Below are 15,484 nucleotides of genomic sequence, written 5' to 3' on the forward strand. Positions count from 1 at the left end.
CCCACTAGGCTCCCCGGCCATGAGGCGTCGTACGTCGCGCCGGGCCGACGGCGCGGAGGTGCTGGCGCTGCTCGGTGCCGCAGGAGCGACGCTGGCCACCGCGGAGTCGCTGACGGGCGGCCGGCTGGCCGCCGTGGTGACCGCGGTCCCGGGTGCGTCGGCGAGCTACCTGGGCGGCTTCGTCACCTACGCCACGGTGCTGAAGGAGACGCTGCTCGGCGTGCCGGAGGACCTCGTCGAGCGGTACGGCGTGGTCTCGAGCGAGTGCGCCAGGGCCATGGCCGAAGGGTGCCGCGTCGTGACCGGCGCGACGTACGCCCTGGCCACGACGGGTGTCGCGGGGCCCGACGCCCAGGAGGGGAAGCCGGTCGGCACGGTGTTCGTCGGCATCGCCGGACCGGACGGCGTAGCGGCGGTCACGATGGAGCTGGTCGGCGATCGGCACCAGATCCAGGACCGGGCGTGTCGGGAGGCGTTGTCGGCGCTGTGTGGGATTCTCCGTGGGGAACAACCCCCGCTCGGGTAGCGTTTCCGACAACACCGCACCGATCGAAACTGGTCGAGCGCACAGATCGACCGCAACAGGCAAGGAGGACCCCATGGCGCTGTTCCGCCGCCAGTTGGGTGATGTCCTCCGCGAGCGCCGCCTGGAGCAGGGGCTGACCCTGCGTCAGGTCTCGGCCGAGGCCCGGGTCAGCCTGGGCTACATCTCCGAGATCGAGCGCGGCCAGAAGGAAGCCTCCTCCGAGCTGCTGGCGTCCTTGTGCTCCGCCCTGGACGCCCCGCTGTCCGAGGTGCTGCGCGACGTGTCCGTCGCGGTCGCCGTCGAGGAGGCCGCCACCGCGCCGACGCCGCTGACGGTTCGTCGTCCGGTCGTGGCGTCCGCGTCCGCTGCCTGATCCGCTCAGACGTAGGGTGGTCACTCCGTCGGGAGGAGTGAAACCCATGGAGTCCAGGCCGCCGTTGCCGCCGTTCACCCGAGACGCCGCCGTGGCCAAGGTGCGGGGCGCCGAGGACGGGTGGAACACCCGTGACCCCGAGCGGGTCGCGCTGGCCTACACGCCCGACAGCCGGTGGCGGAACCGCTCGGAGTTCTTCCAGGGGCGACCGGCGATCATCGCCTTCCTGACCCGGAAGTGGGCCAAGGAGCTGGACTACCGGCTGATCAAGGAGATGTGGGCGTTCGACTCGGACCGGATCGCGGTGCGCTTCGCCTACGAATGGCACGACCGGGACGGCGCGTGGTGCCGGTCCTACGGCAACGAGAACTGGCAGTTCGACGAGAACGGCCTGATGGCGCGGCGGCACGCGAGCATCAACGATGTCCCGATCGACGAAGCCGACCGGAAGTTCCACTGGGACCTCGGCGGGCCCCGTCCGCTCGACCACCCGGGCCTGAGCGACCTGGATCTCTGAGCGCTACCGCTGGCAGGCCGGACACGCGTACGTCGTCCGCTCGCGGCCGACGTCACCGAGCATCGTCTCGACGACTCGAGTGCCGCAGCGGCGGCACGGCCGACCGCCGCGCTGGTGGACCCAGAAGTTCCGGCCGCGCCCCAGGTCGCCGGTCGTGGACTGGACCCCGCGGTGCCGGTTGAGGTCGAGCAGCTGGTGGGCGCGGGCGACCATCCGATGCAGGTCCGGCACAGCGCCGACCGGTGTCTCGGGAGCGACGCCGGAGATGAAGCAGAGCTCGTTGGCGTACATGTTTCCGACGCCGGCCAGCCGGGTCTGGTCGAGCAGGGCCTCCTTGATCGTGCGCTCGGGCTGCTCCCGGAGGCGGCGGACGGCTTCGTCGGCGTCCCAGTCGGGACCGAGCAGGTCCGGGCCGAGGTGACCGACGATCTCGGACTCTCGGTCGCGGGCCACGATCTCGACGATGCCGAGCTGGAAGCCGACCGCGACCGTGTCGTCGGTCTCGAGCACGATCCGGGCCGTATGGCCCGGGCGCGGCCACTTCTGTCCCGGCTCGAGGATCCGCCAGGAGCCTTCCATCTTGAGGTGGGTGTGCAGCGTCCAGCGCTCGTGTGCGTCGATGCGGGTCAGCAGGTGCTTGCCGCGCGAGACGGTGTCCACAACGGTCGCGCCCGACAGGTCCCAGGTGGCGTACGCCGGCACCCGGACGTCGGTGCTGGTCAGGGTCTTCCCGGACAGAGCACGGTCCAACTGCCGAGCCGCGCGCCAGACGGTGTCGCCCTCAGGCACGCAACCTCAGTCCTCGGGGTGTCGAGACGAAGCCGGCCGCGTCGAGCGCCTCGCGTAGCGGGGTCGATCCGCCGCCGAGGATCTGCTCACCGTCTGCCTTCTCCACCGTCATCCGGCCCAGAGCTCCCCGGCGCCCGGCCTCCGACAGCGAGAGCGCGGCCGGCCGCAGCAGAGCCGCCTCGTCGGACCAGGTCAGCAGCGTGCGGCCGCCCCGCTCGACGTAGAGGGTGAGGGCGCCGTCGACCAGGACGACGAGCGCGCCTGCCTTGCGCCCGGGCCGGTGACCGCCCGAGGTCTCGCGCTCGGGCCAGGGGAGGGCCGAGCCGAACGGGTTGGCCGGGTCGGTGGCCGCGAGAGTGACGGCCTCGGGCTTGTCCTGTTCGCCACCGACCTCGGTGAACGTGCGCAGCCGGTCGATCGCGCCGGCGGTGCCGAACTGGGCCGCGCCGAGCCCCTCGACGAAGTAGCCGCGTCGGCAGCGACCGGAGTCCTCGAACGCCGACAGGACCTTGTAGACCGCCGCGAACCCTCCGGTCGTCCGCTCGGACATCACCGCGCCGCGGGTGACCACGCCGTACCGCTCGAGCATCCGCTCGGCCGTCGCGTGAGCCCGCCGCGTCGGGTCGGGATCGACCTCGGGAACGATCGCCCAGCGCCCGGTGGTGGTGGGCGGGGGTGGCCGGACGCCGGCCCGGACCGGTCGTGCTCGCGGGGTGGTACGGCGAGCGCGGTGGGTGCCGGACCCGAACCCGGCGAGGGCACGCAGCGGAGCGAAGGTGTCGTTGGTGACGCGGCCGGACCAGACCAGCTCCCAGAGGGCTTCGGCCAGCTCGCGGTCCGTGCCGCCGGTCGCGGCCTGGAGCTGCCGGAAGAACCAGGCACCTCCGGGCGCCAGCGCGTCGAGCACGGCTCGGTGGAGCTCGCCGACCGGCGCTTCGTCGCCCGGATCGGGAAGGGGCAGCGTCAACGGAGCCTGGTCGCCGAGGTGGAGCGACACCCAGCCGTCGCTGCCGGGGAGGCTGGCGTGGCCGACCCAGGTCACCTCGCCGGAGGCGGTCAGCTCGTCGAGGAGCGCCGGCTCGTAGTCGGCGACCCGGCTCGGCAGGATCAGCGACTCCCAGGCGGACGCGGGGGCTGCGTACCCGGCGAGCTGATCGACCACCTGGAGCAGGCCGTCGACGCCGCGCGGGCCGCGCCGTGGCCGGTCGACGTGCTGCCAGGCGAGCAGGAACCGGCCGAGCGCGGCAGGCTCGACGGGCTCGACCTCGCGTCGGAGTCTGGCCAGGGAGCGTCGGCGCAGGAGCCGGAGCACCTCGGCGTCGCACCACTCCGTGCCCGAGCCCGCCGGTCGGAACTCGCCCTCGAGGACCCGCCCCTGGGCGCCGAGCCGCTGAAGGGTCTGCCGGACGACGGCGGCGCCGAGGCCGAGCCGGGCGGAGACGTCGGCGATCGTGAACGGGCCGTGGGTCCGGGCATATCGGCTGACCAGGTCGGCGAGCGGGTCGCCGACGGCCTCGGTGAAGGCGTCGGGGACGCCTTGCGGCACCGGTACGCCGAGGCCGTCGCGGAGGCGGCCGACGTCCTCGATGGCGGCCCACCGCTCCTCGCCGGCCATCCGGACCGCGACCGCACGGCGAGTGTCGGTGAGTGAGGTGAGCCAGGCGATGGCATCGGCGCCGTCGACGCTGCGGTCGGCGACCTCGTCGACGGTGACCGGGCCCAGCCAGCGGAGCAGGTCGGCGACGCCCTCGGCGTCGCGCGCCCGGCGCTCGGGATCGGTGCGCTGGAGCATCGCCTCGACCTCGGCGAGCACCTCGGGGTCGAGCAGCTCGCGGAGCTCGGCCCGGCCCAGCAGCTCCGCGAGCAGGCCCTGGTCGAGCGAGAGCGCCGCGGCGCGGCGTTCGGCGATGGGGGAGTCGCCCTCGTAGACGAACTGGGCGACGTACCCGAAGAGCAGGCTGCGGGCATACGGCGAAGGCTGGTGGGTGTCGACGTCGTGGATGCCGACCTCGCGACGCTGGACACGCCGCATCAGGGCGACCAGGGCGGGCAGGTCGTAGACGTCCTGGAGGCACTCGCGGACGGCCTCGAGCACGATCGGGAACGACGGGTACTTCACGGCGACCTCGAGCAGCGCGGCACTGCGCTGGCGCTGCTGCCACAGGGGCGAGCGTCGCCCGGGGTCGCGGCGGGGGAGCAGGAGCGCGCGGGCGGCGCACTCGCGGAACCGGGCCGCGAAGAGCGCGGATCCGCCGACCTCCTGGGTGACCAGGTCGTCGATCTCGTCCGGCTCGAACCCGATCACCTCGCCGGTCGGCGGCTCGGCGTCGGTGTCGGGGATGCGGATCACGATGCCGTCGTCGGAGGCGATCGCCTGGCTCCCCATGTTGGCGACGCCGTACCTCTCGCGCAGCCGGGCATTGATGGCCAGCGCCCACGGGGCATGGACCGGGGTGCCGTACGGCGAGTGGACGACCAGGCGCCAGTCGCCGAGCTCGTCGCGGAACCGCTCGACGACCAGGCTGCGGTCGCTGGGCAGGACGCCGGTGGCCTCGACCTGCTCGTGGACGTAGCCGACGAGGTTGTCGGCGGCCCACGCATCGAGACCGCGCTCCTCGGCGGCCGCGACCGCCGGCTCGCGCTTCGCCGACGCCAGGTCGCGGGTGAACGCGCCGATCGCCTCGCCCAGCTCGGCCGGGCGGCCGAGCGCGTCGCCCTTCCAGAACGGCAGCCGTCCGGGGATGCCGGGGGCGGGCGTCACCAGGACCCGGTCGTGGGTGATGTCCTCGATCCGCCAGCTGGTGGCACCCAAGGCGAAGACGTCGCCGACCCGCGACTCGTAGACCATCTCCTCGTCGAGCTCGCCCACGCGTCGACCGGGACCACTCTGCTCATTTCCGGCACCGACGAGGAACACGCCGAAGAGGCCGCGATCGGGGATGGTGCCACCGCTGGTGACGGCCAGGCGCTGTGCGCCGGGGCGGCCGGTGAGCTGCCCGGTGACGCGGTCCCAGACGACACGAGGCCGGAGCTCGGCGAACTCGTCGCTCGGGTAGCGACCGCTGAGAAGGTCGAGCGTGCCGTCGAAGGCGCCCCGGGGCAGCCCCGTGTACGACGCGGAGCGACGCACGAGGTCGAACACCTCGTCCGACGACCAGGCCTCCATCGCCACCATGGCGACGACCTGCTGGGCCAGCACGTCGAGCGGGTTCGTCGGGATGCGCAGCGCCTCGATCTGACCGTCGCGCATGCGCTGGACGGCCACGGCAGTCTGGGCCAGGTCACCTCGATGCTTGGGGAACAGCACGCCCCGGCTCACCTCACCGACCTGGTGGCCGGCCCGGCCGACCCGCTGGAGCGCACTGGCCACGCTCGGCGGTGACTCGATCTGGATCACCAGGTCGACCGCGCCCATGTCGATGCCGAGCTCGAGGCTGCTCGTCGCCACCACGCAGGGCAGTCGCCCGCGCTTGAGGTCGTCCTCGATGATCGCGCGCTGCTCCTTGGACACCGAGCCGTGGTGGGCCTTGGCGATCACCGGGGCCGCGGCGTACGACGTACCCGACTGCGCCATGACCTGAGCGGGCGGGGCTCCGTCGGTGTCGACGTCGACCCCGGCTCGCTCGGCGGCGATCTCGTTCAGCCGCGCGGTCAGCCGCTCGGCCAGGCGCCGGGAGTTGGCGAAGACGATGGTCGAGCGGTGCTGCCCGATCAGGTCGGCGACGTGGTTCTCCACGTGCGGCCAGATCGAGGAGGCTTCGCGTCCGCTGTCGTCGTCGGCACCCTGCTCGTCGTCTGGGCGGGAGTCGTCGTACTCCCCCGGCTGGGTCATGTCCTCGACCGGGACGACGACCTTGAGGTCCCACTCCTTGGCCGACGGGGGCGCCACGATCTCGACCGGGGTCGTCCCACCGAGGAACCGCGCCACCTCCTCCAGGGGCCGGACCGTCGCCGACAGCCCGATGCGCTGGGCCGGCTTCGGGAGCAGGGCGTCGAGGCGCTCGAGGGTGATGCCGAGGTGGGTGCCGCGCTTGGTGCCGGCGACCGCGTGCACCTCGTCGACGATCACGGTCTCAATCGTGCGCAGGCTCTCGCGGGCCCGGCTGGTCAGCATCAGGAACAGCGACTCGGGGGTCGTGATCAGGATGTCGGGCGGCGTGCGCGCCAGGGTGCGCCGCTCGGCCGCCGGGGTGTCGCCCGAGCGGATGCCGACGGTCACGTCGGGCAGTCGGTTGCCCAGTCGGTCGGCGGTCTGCCGGATGCCGATCAGCGGCGCGCGCAGGTTGCGCTCGACGTCGACCGCCAGCGCCTTGAGCGGGGAGACGTAGAGGACCCGCGTGCCCTTCTCGGCGGGTCGTGGCCGCGTCAACAGCCGGTCGATCGCCCACAGGAACGCCGAGAGCGTCTTGCCGGAGCCGGTCGGCGCGACCACCAGCGCGTGCTGACCGTCGGCGATCGCTTGCCAGGCACCCGCCTGCGCCGCCGTCGGCTCGGCGAACGCGGCTCCGAACCACTCGCGCGTCGGCGCGCTGAAGCGCTCCAGGGACGCGGGGAAGTCGGCCATGGAGCCATCCTTGCTCACCGGACCGACAGCGGCGGCGCCTCAGGTGCAGGTGGCCGCGCAGCCGGGGTTCTCTTGGAGCTCTGCCCACGCGGCCACGCAGACCCGTCCCCCAGGCCGCAGGACCCGGGCCAGCTCCGAGGCCCTGCCTCCCTCTCGGCGAAGAACATCGTCGCGAACCGGCTGAGCGCGCGCGTACCCTGCCGACCTGGAACCTCCTCGGCCCACCTCTTTAGCGTCACCTGGACGGTTGTCGTCACGGCGGAGTGGGGATACGTTCGGCACGCGGCCCGGGACACACCCGGGCCGCGACGTCGTAGGAGGGCACATGAGCGTTCTCGTCGTCGTCAAGGTCTCCGGGGACACGGCGACATTCCAGAAGGCACTGGCCGATCGCGCGGACGAGTTCGTGGCGGTGGGTGACCGGGCGAAGCAGATGGGGGCGATCCATCACCGGTTCGGCATCGGCGACGGAGTCGTGGTCGCGGTCGACGAGTGGGAGACCGTCGAGGCCTTCGAACAGTTCTTCGGCGACCCGAAGATGAAGGAGTTCGTCGCCTCGATCGGCGCCTCTCCGGTGCCACCGGAGATCACGATCGCCGAGGCGATCGCGTCCCCGGACGAGTTCTGACCTGATCTCCTCGCCTTGACCTGATCACGCCCGGGTGCCGGCTGTGGGTGCGCGTGATCGGCGCCTCGCCGAGGCCGCGCGAAGCCTCGGCGTGACCGCGACCGTGGGGCGCTGACCCGCCCAGGCCGTCCAGGCTGCCCGTCTACCGTCGCTCGGCGAGGTGTCGGATCCACGGAATCACCCCAGCCGGGTAAAGAGGCAAGGACTCACTCGAGTCGTCGACAGGGCGCCAGACAACCGGCACGACGCTGCCGTCACTCTCGGTCAGGGTGGCGTTGCTCCCTGCTGGCTGAGGGTCGAGCCGCCCGGAGTAGAGAAGCACGATCTCGTGTCCGGGCACGCCGTCGATCCGAAAGATGTTCTCCACGGTTGCCAAGTAGGCGAGACCCTGGATCGTCGCTCCGAGCTCCTCGTCCACTTCGCGCACGATCGCGTCGTGGTGAGTCTCGCCGAGCTCGACGCCACCTCCGATGAGGCGGTGGTATCCATCGGGATTCTCATCCGTCGGTGGGTTGAGAGTGACGGCGTGGCGGTCGCGGTCCTCGTGGAGCGCAATCAGCATGGCCTTCACCCGGATGTAAGACCTGTCCACGGACACCGGACGAGGCTAACCACCCGTCCTGCCAAGGCCCGGGGAGCGTTGAGATGTCGGCTGTCCACAGATCGTTCGGAGGGTCTCGACGCTGTCGGCGGGGCAATCTAGACTCGAACACATGTTCGATCGATCCGAGACTCTGCCGGTGGATGCCGAGCGGGTGCGCGCCTGGGTGGCCGACGTCGCCGGCGCCTCGGGTCCGGACGACGACCGCGGACGGCTCGACCTGATCACGGCGCTCGAGGAGCTGAAGTGCGCCGCCGAGGGGCTGCAGGCGGACCTCGCGGTCGAGGTGGACACCTCGATGCGGCAGCGGGCGGCGGACCGCGGGGTCCCGACGTCGCGGCAGGGGCAAGGCGTGGCCGCTGAGATCGCGCTCGCGCGTCGCGAGTCGCCTCATCGGGGACAGCAGGATCTCGGCCTGGCGAAGGTGCTGCGCAGCGAGATGCCGTTCACGAGGCAAGCGTTCCGCGCGGGTCGGATCAGCGGGTGGCGGGCCACGATCATCGCCCGCGAGACGGCGTGCCTGTCGCGGGAGGATCGCGTGGAGGTGGACCGCCGCGTGGCCGGCGACCTCGAGCAACTCGAGCGGATGGGCGACCGCGAGCTCGGCAACGCCGTACGCCGCCTCGCCTACGAGCTCGACGCGGAGTCCTGGGTGACCCGGCGGCGGATCGCCGAGTCGGAGCGTCGGGTGACGCTGCGACCGGCTCCGGACGTGATGTCACGGCTGTCGGCCGAGCTCCCGGTGGCGCAGGGCGTGGCCGTCTTCCGCTCGCTCAGCGAGCACGCCGACTCGCTCCGGTCGACCGGCGACCCACGCAGCCGCGGCCAGCTGATGGTCGACACGCTCGTCGCCCGTCTCCTCGGCACCGAACAACCCACCGCTCTCCCGGTGCTGGCCCACGTCGTCGTCGCTGACGACGTGCTGTTCGGCACGACGGAAGAAGCCGCGCACCTCGACGGCTACGGCCCGATCCCGGCCGAGCTGGCCAGGGAGCTCGTGAAGTCCGCGGACGACGCGAGCCTGGCTCAGCTCCGTCGCCCGTACGTGAAGCCCGAGACGGGTCAGCTGGTGGCCACGGACTCACGGGCCCGCTGCTTCCCCGACGGACTCGGCACCTTGATCGAGCTCCGCGACCAGTTCTGCCGGACGCCGTGGTGCGACGCCCCGATCCGTCACCACGACCATCCCGAGCCGGTCGGCGGGGGCGGTGAGACCAGCGAGCGCAACGGCCAGGGGCTCTGCGAGGCGTGCAACTACGCCAAGGAGGCGATCGGCTCTGGCGAGCCAGACCGTCACCCGGCGAACGCCACACGGTCGAGATCACGACCCCCGCCGGCCGCTCCTACCGGTCGACCGCGCCGCCCGCCCCGCGATGGCGGCCGGACATCAGCTACCCCCGCGCGCTGGTGGCGTGAGTCGAGAGCAAGTTGGATGTGTCGCTAGGCTCGGGCGCGTGTTCGGGGCACTCGGTCGGTTGGCCACACGTCATCCTTGGTACGTCGTCATCGGGTGGATCGTGGTATCCGTCCTGATCGTCAGCACGGCGCCGAAGCTGAGCGCCACGGCCGATCAGTCGGAGTTCCTGCCGTCGAAGTACGAGTCGATCCGGGCGGCGAATCTCCAGACCGACGCGTTCCCGCAGCAGACCAGTGTCGGCGCTCTGCTGGTGTTCGACCGGACCGACGGCGGCAAGCTCACCGCGGCCGACACCGCCGAGGTCCAGAAGATTGCCAACGAGCTGAACGGCACGGTCGACCCGGTCTTCTCGGGCGTGGTCGCCCAACCTCCTTCACAGAACAAGCTCGTGCAGCTGGCCGTGGTCGGGATCGCCAAGGACAAGAACCCCTACGACCCCGACGCGATCGACGCCGCGAAGGCCCTTCGGAAGGACGCCCACGCGGCGGTCGACGGCACGGACCTCACGGTCGGGGTGACCGGGGCGGCGGCGCAGGCGCTCGACTCGCAGGACGCCTCGGCCAAGGCCGAGGCGATCGTCGGGCTCACGACGTTCGCCCTGATCCTGCTGCTGATGGTCGTGATCTTCCGGAGCGTGATCCTCGCGCTGTTCCCGCTGCTCGTGATCGGCCTGGTCTCACAGGTGGCCGTCGGGCTGATCGGTGCCGCCAACAAGGTCTTCGACCTCAAGACCGACAGCTCGATCCAGGTGATCCTGATCGTGGTGCTGTTCGGCATCGGTACCGACTACATCCTGTTCTTCCTGTTCCGCTACCGAGAGCGGCTCCGCCTCGGAGAGCCGTCCAAGGACGCCGTGTTCCAGGCGATCGCCCGCGCCGGCGAGGCGATCGTCTCGGCCGGCGGTGCGGTGATCGTCTCCTTCATGGCACTGATCCTCAGCTCGCTCGGCATCTTCAAGTCGATCGGCCCGGCGCTGGCGATCGCGGTGGCCGTCACGGTGCTGGCGGCGCTGACGCTCGTGCCGGCGGTGGTGTCCCTGGTCGGGACGAAGATCTTCTGGCCGTCGAAGGCCTGGCAGAAGGAGCCGGGCTTCGCCCGCTTCGGCGCGATCGGACACTCGCTCGGCCGCCGCCCGGGGGTGTACGCCGCGGCGTCCGGCCTGATCCTCGCCGTGCTGGCGGTCTTCGCCCTCGGCTTCAACCCGAACTTCGACCTCGGCGACTCGGGCGCCCCGAAGACCGTCGAGTCCGCGGTCGCCCTGAAGACGCTGGAGAAGGGCTTCCCGCCCGGGGCGACCGACCCGACGGTCGTGCTGCTCCACTCCACCGACGGCACGCCGCTGGACGAGGCCGAGGCCACGGCGTACGCCGCCCGGCTGGGCAAGGTGGAGGGCGTGGGGTCGGTCGCGCCGGCGCAGCTGAGCCCCGACAAGAAGACGGCCTCGTTCAGCGTCGTGCTCGACACGGACCCGACCTCCGACGCGGCACTGGCCGCCATCAAGGGCCCGGTCCGCGACGCAGCGCATGCCGCGGCACCAGACGGCACCGAGGCACTGGTGGGCGGGACGACGTCGGTCTTCGTCGACTTCCAGAAGGCGATGAACCGCGACTACAAGGTCGTGTTCCCGGTCGCGGCGATCGTGATCGCGATCATCCTGGCGCTGCTGCTCCGGAGCCTGGTCGCGCCGTGGTACCTGATGGCATCGGTCGGTCTCGGGTTCGGCGCGACGCTCGGCGCGGCGGTGATCGTCTTCCAGCACATCCAGGGCAAGGAGGGCCTGATCTTCCTGCTGCCGATCTACATCTACCTCTTCGTGGTGGCGCTCGGCACCGACTACAACATCTTGATGATCGCGCGACTACGCGAGGAGGCCCGCGAGGGCAAGAACGCCCGTGACGCCGCCGCCGAGGCGGTGACGCACGCGGGCCCGACGGTTGCGGCGGCGGGCCTGATCCTGGCCGGCACCTTCGCCTCGCTGATGCTCGGCGGCAACTCGTTGCTGGTCGCCCTGGGCTTCTCGATCGCGTTCGGGATCTTCGTGGCGGCGTTCGTGATGGCGATGTTCTTCACGCCGGCGATCACCGCGCTGATCGGGCACGCGGCCTGGTGGCCGGGCCACGGGGACGAGAAGCGCGAGCCGGAGCAGGAGACCGAGCCGGCGGCGTCGGTCTAGGCCCGGGGCACCACCGCGTCGGCCTCGACCTCGACAAGCCAGCGCGGGTCGAGCAGGCCGGTCACGACGACCATGGTGCTGGCCGGCCGTACCTCGCCGAACACGTCACCGTGCACGGTGCCGACGGCGTCGGCGAGGTCGGAGCTCACGACGTACTGCCGAGTGCGGACGACGTCCGCGACGGTCGCGCCGAGCTCCTCGAGGGCGGCCACGACGATCTCCCAGCAGCGTCGTGCCTGGACCGCCGGATCCGGGTCGACGTGCCCGTCCGGCCACACCGGCGCCGTACCGCTCACGACGACCGTCGAGCCCACCCTGACCGCCCGCGAGAAGCCGATGGTCTCCTCGAACGGCGAGCCCGAGCGCGCATGGCGACGTTCCATGGCGTCACAGTAGGTCCTGAGGAGGGAGCAGCCGCCACGTGATGCCGCCGTCGTCGCTGGCGAACAGCCGGCCCCCTGACGTGGCCAGCACGGCGTGACGGCCGGACACGGCGAGCTGCCCGATGGTCTCGTCGGGTGTCAGCGAGAGGTGCGCCGTTTGTCGCCCGTCCGGCGAGTACACGACCGCGTGGTGCCCGGAGACGTACAGCGTACGCACGTGGCCGACGGGCTGACCTGCGATCGGCACCGTGCCCAGGTCCGCCGACGACCCGATCGTCGTCTTGCCAGTCGACGTCGGCAGCGGCTGGCCCTCGATCTGACTGGGGGTCCGGAAGAACCCGCAGCTCGGTCCTCGAGTAGAGGGGTCTCCACCGAACAGGTCGGGGACCGTGAAGCAGGGGATCCGGTAGCGGTGCCAGGTCGTCCCGTCACCCACGACGACCTTCTCCGCAGAGGCCGAGATGGTGGTGGTGGTGTCGTAGAGGACGACACGGGAGTCGGGAAGCACGTCCGCCATCTGGGTCGCCTGGGAGACCTTCGGCAACGTCACCTCGCGCACCAGGTCGGCCCCGCGCTCCTCGTCGCCGGTCAGCGCCCGTCCGAGGCGCAGGAGGTGAGGCATCCGAGCGTGGACGAACTCGTCGAAACTGATCACCGGGGCTCCCGTCGCCTGCACGCTCACACCCCCGAGGACGCACCATCCCACGAGAAGGTTCGTCCCCACCGGAAACGGATTGCGCGGGTGTCGGCGGGGGTTTGTAGGGTCGGTCAACGTGCCCCACCTGCCCACGTCTGAGCCGATGATCGCCGCCCGCGATCTGCGCAAGTCCTTCACCAGCCGGGAGGGTGAGGTCGTCGAGGCGGTGAAAGGCATCGACATCGACGTACGCCGCGGCGAGGCGTTCGGCTTCCTCGGCCCCAACGGCGCCGGCAAGTCCTCGACCATGCGGATGATCGCGGCCGTGTCGCCGGTCAGCGGGGGAGAGCTGCGGATCCTCGGGATGGACCCGGCCGAGCACGGCCCGGCCATCCGGTCGCGGCTCGGCGTCTGCCCTCAGGAGGACACCCTCGACAACGAGCTGAACGTCTTCGACAACCTCTACATCTACGGTCGCTACTTCGGCATCGCCAAGCGCGAGGTGCGCGAGCGGGCCGACGAGCTGCTGGAGTTCGTGCAGCTCACCGAGAAGCGCACCGCCAAGGTCGAGGACCTCTCCGGGGGCATGAAGCGGCGCCTGACCATCGCCCGCTCCCTCATCAACCGGCCCGACATCCTGCTCCTCGACGAGCCGACCACAGGGCTCGACCCGCAGGCCCGACACGTCCTGTGGGACCGGCTGTTCCGCCTCAAGCAGCAGGGCGTCACCTTGGTGATCACCACGCACTACATGGACGAGGCCGAGCAGCTGTGCGACCGCCTGGTCGTCATGGATCGCGGCGTGATCGCCGCCGAGGGCTCGCCGCTCGACCTGATCCGCGAGTACTCCACCCGCGAGGTCGCCGAGCTGCGCTTCCCTGTGGGCGACCACGACGCGACCGCCGAGAAGATCGCCGACCTCGGCGAGCGGGTCGAGGTGCTGCCCGACCGGATCCTGGTCTACAGCGACGACGGCGAGCAGGTGCTCGAGCAGGTCCACGAGCGCGGTCTGCGGCCGGTGGCGACGCTGGTACGCCGCTCCACCTTGGAGGACGTGTTCCTCCGGCTGACCGGACGGACGCTGGTGGACTGATGGTCTCGACAGGATCGACCACCGCTTCGACCGACGAGGTCGTGCGCGACGACCGGCGGCTGTCGGCCTGGCGGGGAATGCTCCGGCAGTACGACTACTGGTGGACCGTCTACAAGCGCACCTGGAAGGGCTCGATCGTCACGTCCTTCGCCTCGCCGCTGTTCTACGTGCTGGCGATGGGCGTGCTGCTCGGCGGGTTCGTCCACGTCCCCCCGAGCCGGCTCGAGGGCGCTCCGTCGTACCTCGCCTTCATCGTGCCCGGCCTGATCGCCGCCCAGGCGATGCAGACCGCTGTGTTCGAGACGACCTACCCCGTGATGGGCGCGATCAAGTGGCACAAGAGCTTCTACGCCCAGCTCGCCAGCCCGCTCGAGGTGCGCGACCTGGCGAACGCGATGCTGATGTTCACGCTGTTCCGGGTCGGCTCGACCTGCGGCGTCTACTTCGTGGTGATGGCACCGTTCGGCGTGTTCGCATCCTGGTGGGGGCCGGTGCTGGCCTGGTTCGCCACGATGCTGACCGGGATGGCGTTCGCCACCTGGACGTTCGCGTTCAGCGCCCATGTGAACAGCCAGGACTCGTTCGGGCTCATCTTCCGGCTCGGTCTGATCCCGCTGTTCCTGTTCTCCGGCTCGTTCTTCCCGATCAGCAACCTCGGCCCCGTCCTGGAGTGGGTCGCCAAGCTCACTCCGCTGTGGCACGGCGTCAACCTGACCCGGATGCTCTGCCTCGACACCGTCGAGTGGTCCACCGCGGCGGTGAACACGGCCGTGCTCGTGGCCGTGCTGATCCCCGGCTGGTGGCTGGCGGTCCGCACCCTGACGCGGAGGTTGGAGACATGACCACAGCCACGGCGACCACGACGATCCCGCTCACCGCGTCGCCGCTCCGTCCGTTCGAGGGGACGCGGCTGCTCGTCTTTCGCAACTACGTCGTCTACCGGAGCGCGTGGAAGCTGTTCCTCACCGGCTTCCTCGAGCCTGTCCTGTACCTCTTCTCGATCGGCATCGGCGTCGGGAAGCTGATCCACGCCTTCGAGCTCAACGGCCACTCCATCCCGTACGCCGAGTTCGTCGCGCCCGGGATGCTCGCGGCGTCCGCGTTCAACGGCGCCCTGCTCGACTCGACGTTCAACGTCTTCTTCAAGCTCAAGTACGAGAAGCTCTACGACCAGATGCTGGTCACCCCGCTGACCACGTCCGACATCGCCCGCGGCGAGATCGTCTGGGGGCAGCTGCGGGGCGCGTCGTACTCCGTGGCGTTCCTGGTGGTGATGTGGGCGCTCGGGCTGGTGCACTCCTGGTGGGCCGTGCTGGCGTTCCCGGCCACGCTGCTGATCGGCTTCGCGTTCAGCGCGGTCTGCATGGGGCTGACGACGTACATGAACTCCTGGCAGGACTTCGACAAGATCACGCTGGTCCAGCTGCCGCTGTTCCTCTTCTCCGGCACCTTCTTCCCGATCACGGCGTTCCACGGCGTGCTGCGGTGGATCGTCGAGGTCACCCCGCTCTACCGCGGGGTCGTGCTCTGCCGCGAGCTGACGACCGGGGTCCTCAGCTGGCAGTCGGCGTTCTCGGTGGTCTACCTGCTGGTGATGGGCGCGATCGGGCTCCTCGTCGTACGCCGACGCCTCGACACGCTGCTGCTGACCTGACGAGAGGGTCGGTCACCCGACGAAGCCTTGCGTGCGGGACGGCATGGCGCACCACTGTGCCACGGGCTGCCTTACCGAACGGTGACAATCGGCCGTCACGGTGGAACCGACGACGACGCCCCTGCCAGG

14 protein-coding genes are annotated in these 15,484 nt (G+C 70.9%); 9 read left to right on the plus strand and 5 right to left on the minus strand.

Annotated features, from left to right (window positions below):
- The first annotated feature begins 19 nt into the window (after positions 1 to 19).
- From VGJ24_RS18125 to VGJ24_RS18135, 3 genes are all read left to right on the plus strand, one after another.
- Positions 20 to 526, plus strand: coding sequence for a CinA family protein (locus tag VGJ24_RS18125; protein WP_331502045.1), 507 nt, complete (start codon positions 20 to 22; stop codon positions 524 to 526).
- 73 nt (positions 527 to 599) lie between these two features.
- On the plus strand, positions 600 to 899 hold the full coding sequence (locus VGJ24_RS18130) for a helix-turn-helix transcriptional regulator (RefSeq protein ID WP_331502046.1): 300 nt from the start codon (positions 600 to 602) through the stop codon (positions 897 to 899).
- Between the two features lie 46 nt (positions 900 to 945).
- Positions 946 to 1,416, plus strand: a complete 471-nt coding sequence (locus VGJ24_RS18135) for a nuclear transport factor 2 family protein (RefSeq protein WP_331502047.1) — start codon at positions 946 to 948, stop codon at positions 1,414 to 1,416.
- A 3-nt stretch (positions 1,417 to 1,419) separates the two neighbouring features.
- On the opposite strand, the gene VGJ24_RS18140 is transcribed toward VGJ24_RS18135, so the two are convergent.
- Complete coding sequence (locus VGJ24_RS18140; RefSeq protein ID WP_331502048.1) at positions 1,420 to 2,205, minus strand: Fpg/Nei family DNA glycosylase; 786 nt, start codon at positions 2,203 to 2,205, stop codon at positions 1,420 to 1,422.
- Complete coding sequence (locus tag VGJ24_RS18145; protein WP_331502049.1) at positions 2,198 to 6,769, minus strand: ATP-dependent helicase; 4,572 nt, start codon at positions 6,767 to 6,769, stop codon at positions 2,198 to 2,200. The genes VGJ24_RS18140 and VGJ24_RS18145 overlap by 8 nt, the downstream gene beginning before the upstream one ends.
- 325 nt (positions 6,770 to 7,094) lie before the next feature.
- Between VGJ24_RS18145 and VGJ24_RS18150 the strand changes: the two genes are divergently transcribed.
- Positions 7,095 to 7,397, plus strand: coding sequence for a hypothetical protein (locus VGJ24_RS18150; protein WP_331502050.1), 303 nt, complete (start codon positions 7,095 to 7,097; stop codon positions 7,395 to 7,397).
- 142 nt (positions 7,398 to 7,539) lie between these two features.
- On the opposite strand, the gene VGJ24_RS18155 is transcribed toward VGJ24_RS18150, so the two are convergent.
- On the minus strand, positions 7,540 to 7,995 hold the full coding sequence (locus VGJ24_RS18155; RefSeq protein WP_331502051.1) for an NUDIX hydrolase: 456 nt from the start codon (positions 7,993 to 7,995) through the stop codon (positions 7,540 to 7,542).
- 115 nt (positions 7,996 to 8,110) lie between these two features.
- Between VGJ24_RS18155 and VGJ24_RS18160 the strand changes: the two genes are divergently transcribed.
- The gene (locus VGJ24_RS18160) at positions 8,111 to 9,442 is read left to right on the plus strand and encodes a DUF222 domain-containing protein (protein WP_331502052.1); all 1,332 of its coding nucleotides are present in this window, start codon (positions 8,111 to 8,113) and stop codon (positions 9,440 to 9,442) included.
- Between the two features lie 10 nt (positions 9,443 to 9,452).
- The gene (locus VGJ24_RS18165) at positions 9,453 to 11,588 is read left to right on the plus strand and encodes an MMPL family transporter (RefSeq protein ID WP_331502053.1); all 2,136 of its coding nucleotides are present in this window, start codon (positions 9,453 to 9,455) and stop codon (positions 11,586 to 11,588) included.
- On the opposite strand, the gene VGJ24_RS18170 is transcribed toward VGJ24_RS18165, so the two are convergent.
- Together VGJ24_RS18170 and VGJ24_RS18175 are read right to left on the minus strand one after the other, a co-directional pair.
- On the minus strand, positions 11,585 to 11,971 hold the full coding sequence (locus VGJ24_RS18170) for a RidA family protein (RefSeq protein WP_331502054.1): 387 nt from the start codon (positions 11,969 to 11,971) through the stop codon (positions 11,585 to 11,587). The two genes, VGJ24_RS18165 and VGJ24_RS18170, sit on opposite strands and share 4 nt — an antisense overlap.
- Positions 11,972 to 11,975: 4 nt before the next feature.
- On the minus strand, positions 11,976 to 12,647 hold the full coding sequence (locus VGJ24_RS18175; RefSeq protein WP_331502055.1) for a hypothetical protein: 672 nt from the start codon (positions 12,645 to 12,647) through the stop codon (positions 11,976 to 11,978).
- Between the two features lie 124 nt (positions 12,648 to 12,771).
- On the opposite strand from VGJ24_RS18175, the gene VGJ24_RS18180 reads away from it, so the two are divergent.
- The 3 genes from VGJ24_RS18180 to VGJ24_RS18190 are packed head-to-tail and all read left to right on the plus strand — an operon-like array spanning position 12,772 to position 15,355.
- A complete protein-coding gene (locus VGJ24_RS18180; RefSeq protein WP_331502077.1) occupies positions 12,772 to 13,701 on the plus strand; it encodes an ABC transporter ATP-binding protein in 930 nt (309 codons plus the stop codon).
- Positions 13,701 to 14,543: an ABC transporter permease gene (locus VGJ24_RS18185; protein WP_331502056.1), complete on the plus strand. Its 843-nt coding sequence runs from the start codon at positions 13,701 to 13,703 to the stop codon at positions 14,541 to 14,543. Before VGJ24_RS18180 ends, VGJ24_RS18185 begins: the two co-directional genes overlap by 1 nt.
- On the plus strand, positions 14,540 to 15,355 hold the full coding sequence (locus VGJ24_RS18190; protein ID WP_331502057.1) for an ABC transporter permease: 816 nt from the start codon (positions 14,540 to 14,542) through the stop codon (positions 15,353 to 15,355). The genes VGJ24_RS18185 and VGJ24_RS18190 overlap by 4 nt, the downstream gene beginning before the upstream one ends.
- The last annotated feature ends 129 nt before the right edge of the window (positions 15,356 to 15,484 follow it).

Origin of the sequence: Nocardioides sp., assembly GCF_036493135.1 — a bacterium.
Classification (GTDB): Bacteria; Actinomycetota; Actinomycetes; order Propionibacteriales; family Nocardioidaceae; genus Nocardioides.

Coding starts and splice junctions, on each gene's coding strand:
- VGJ24_RS18125 (WP_331502045.1), top strand. CDS start 20: ATGAGGCGTCGTACGTCGCGCCGGGCCGACGGCGCGGAGGTGCTGGCG.
- VGJ24_RS18130 (WP_331502046.1), top strand. CDS start 600: ATGGCGCTGTTCCGCCGCCAGTTGGGTGATGTCCTCCGCGAGCGCCGC.
- VGJ24_RS18135 (WP_331502047.1), top strand. CDS start 946: ATGGAGTCCAGGCCGCCGTTGCCGCCGTTCACCCGAGACGCCGCCGTG.
- VGJ24_RS18145 (WP_331502049.1), bottom strand. CDS start 6,769: ATGGCCGACTTCCCCGCGTCCCTGGAGCGCTTCAGCGCGCCGACGCGC.
- VGJ24_RS18150 (WP_331502050.1), top strand. CDS start 7,095: ATGAGCGTTCTCGTCGTCGTCAAGGTCTCCGGGGACACGGCGACATTC.
- VGJ24_RS18160 (WP_331502052.1), top strand. CDS start 8,111: ATGTTCGATCGATCCGAGACTCTGCCGGTGGATGCCGAGCGGGTGCGC.
- VGJ24_RS18170 (WP_331502054.1), bottom strand. CDS start 11,971: ATGGAACGTCGCCATGCGCGCTCGGGCTCGCCGTTCGAGGAGACCATC.
- VGJ24_RS18180 (WP_331502077.1), top strand. CDS start 12,772: ATGATCGCCGCCCGCGATCTGCGCAAGTCCTTCACCAGCCGGGAGGGT.
- VGJ24_RS18185 (WP_331502056.1), top strand. CDS start 13,701: ATGGTCTCGACAGGATCGACCACCGCTTCGACCGACGAGGTCGTGCGC.
- VGJ24_RS18190 (WP_331502057.1), top strand. CDS start 14,540: ATGACCACAGCCACGGCGACCACGACGATCCCGCTCACCGCGTCGCCG.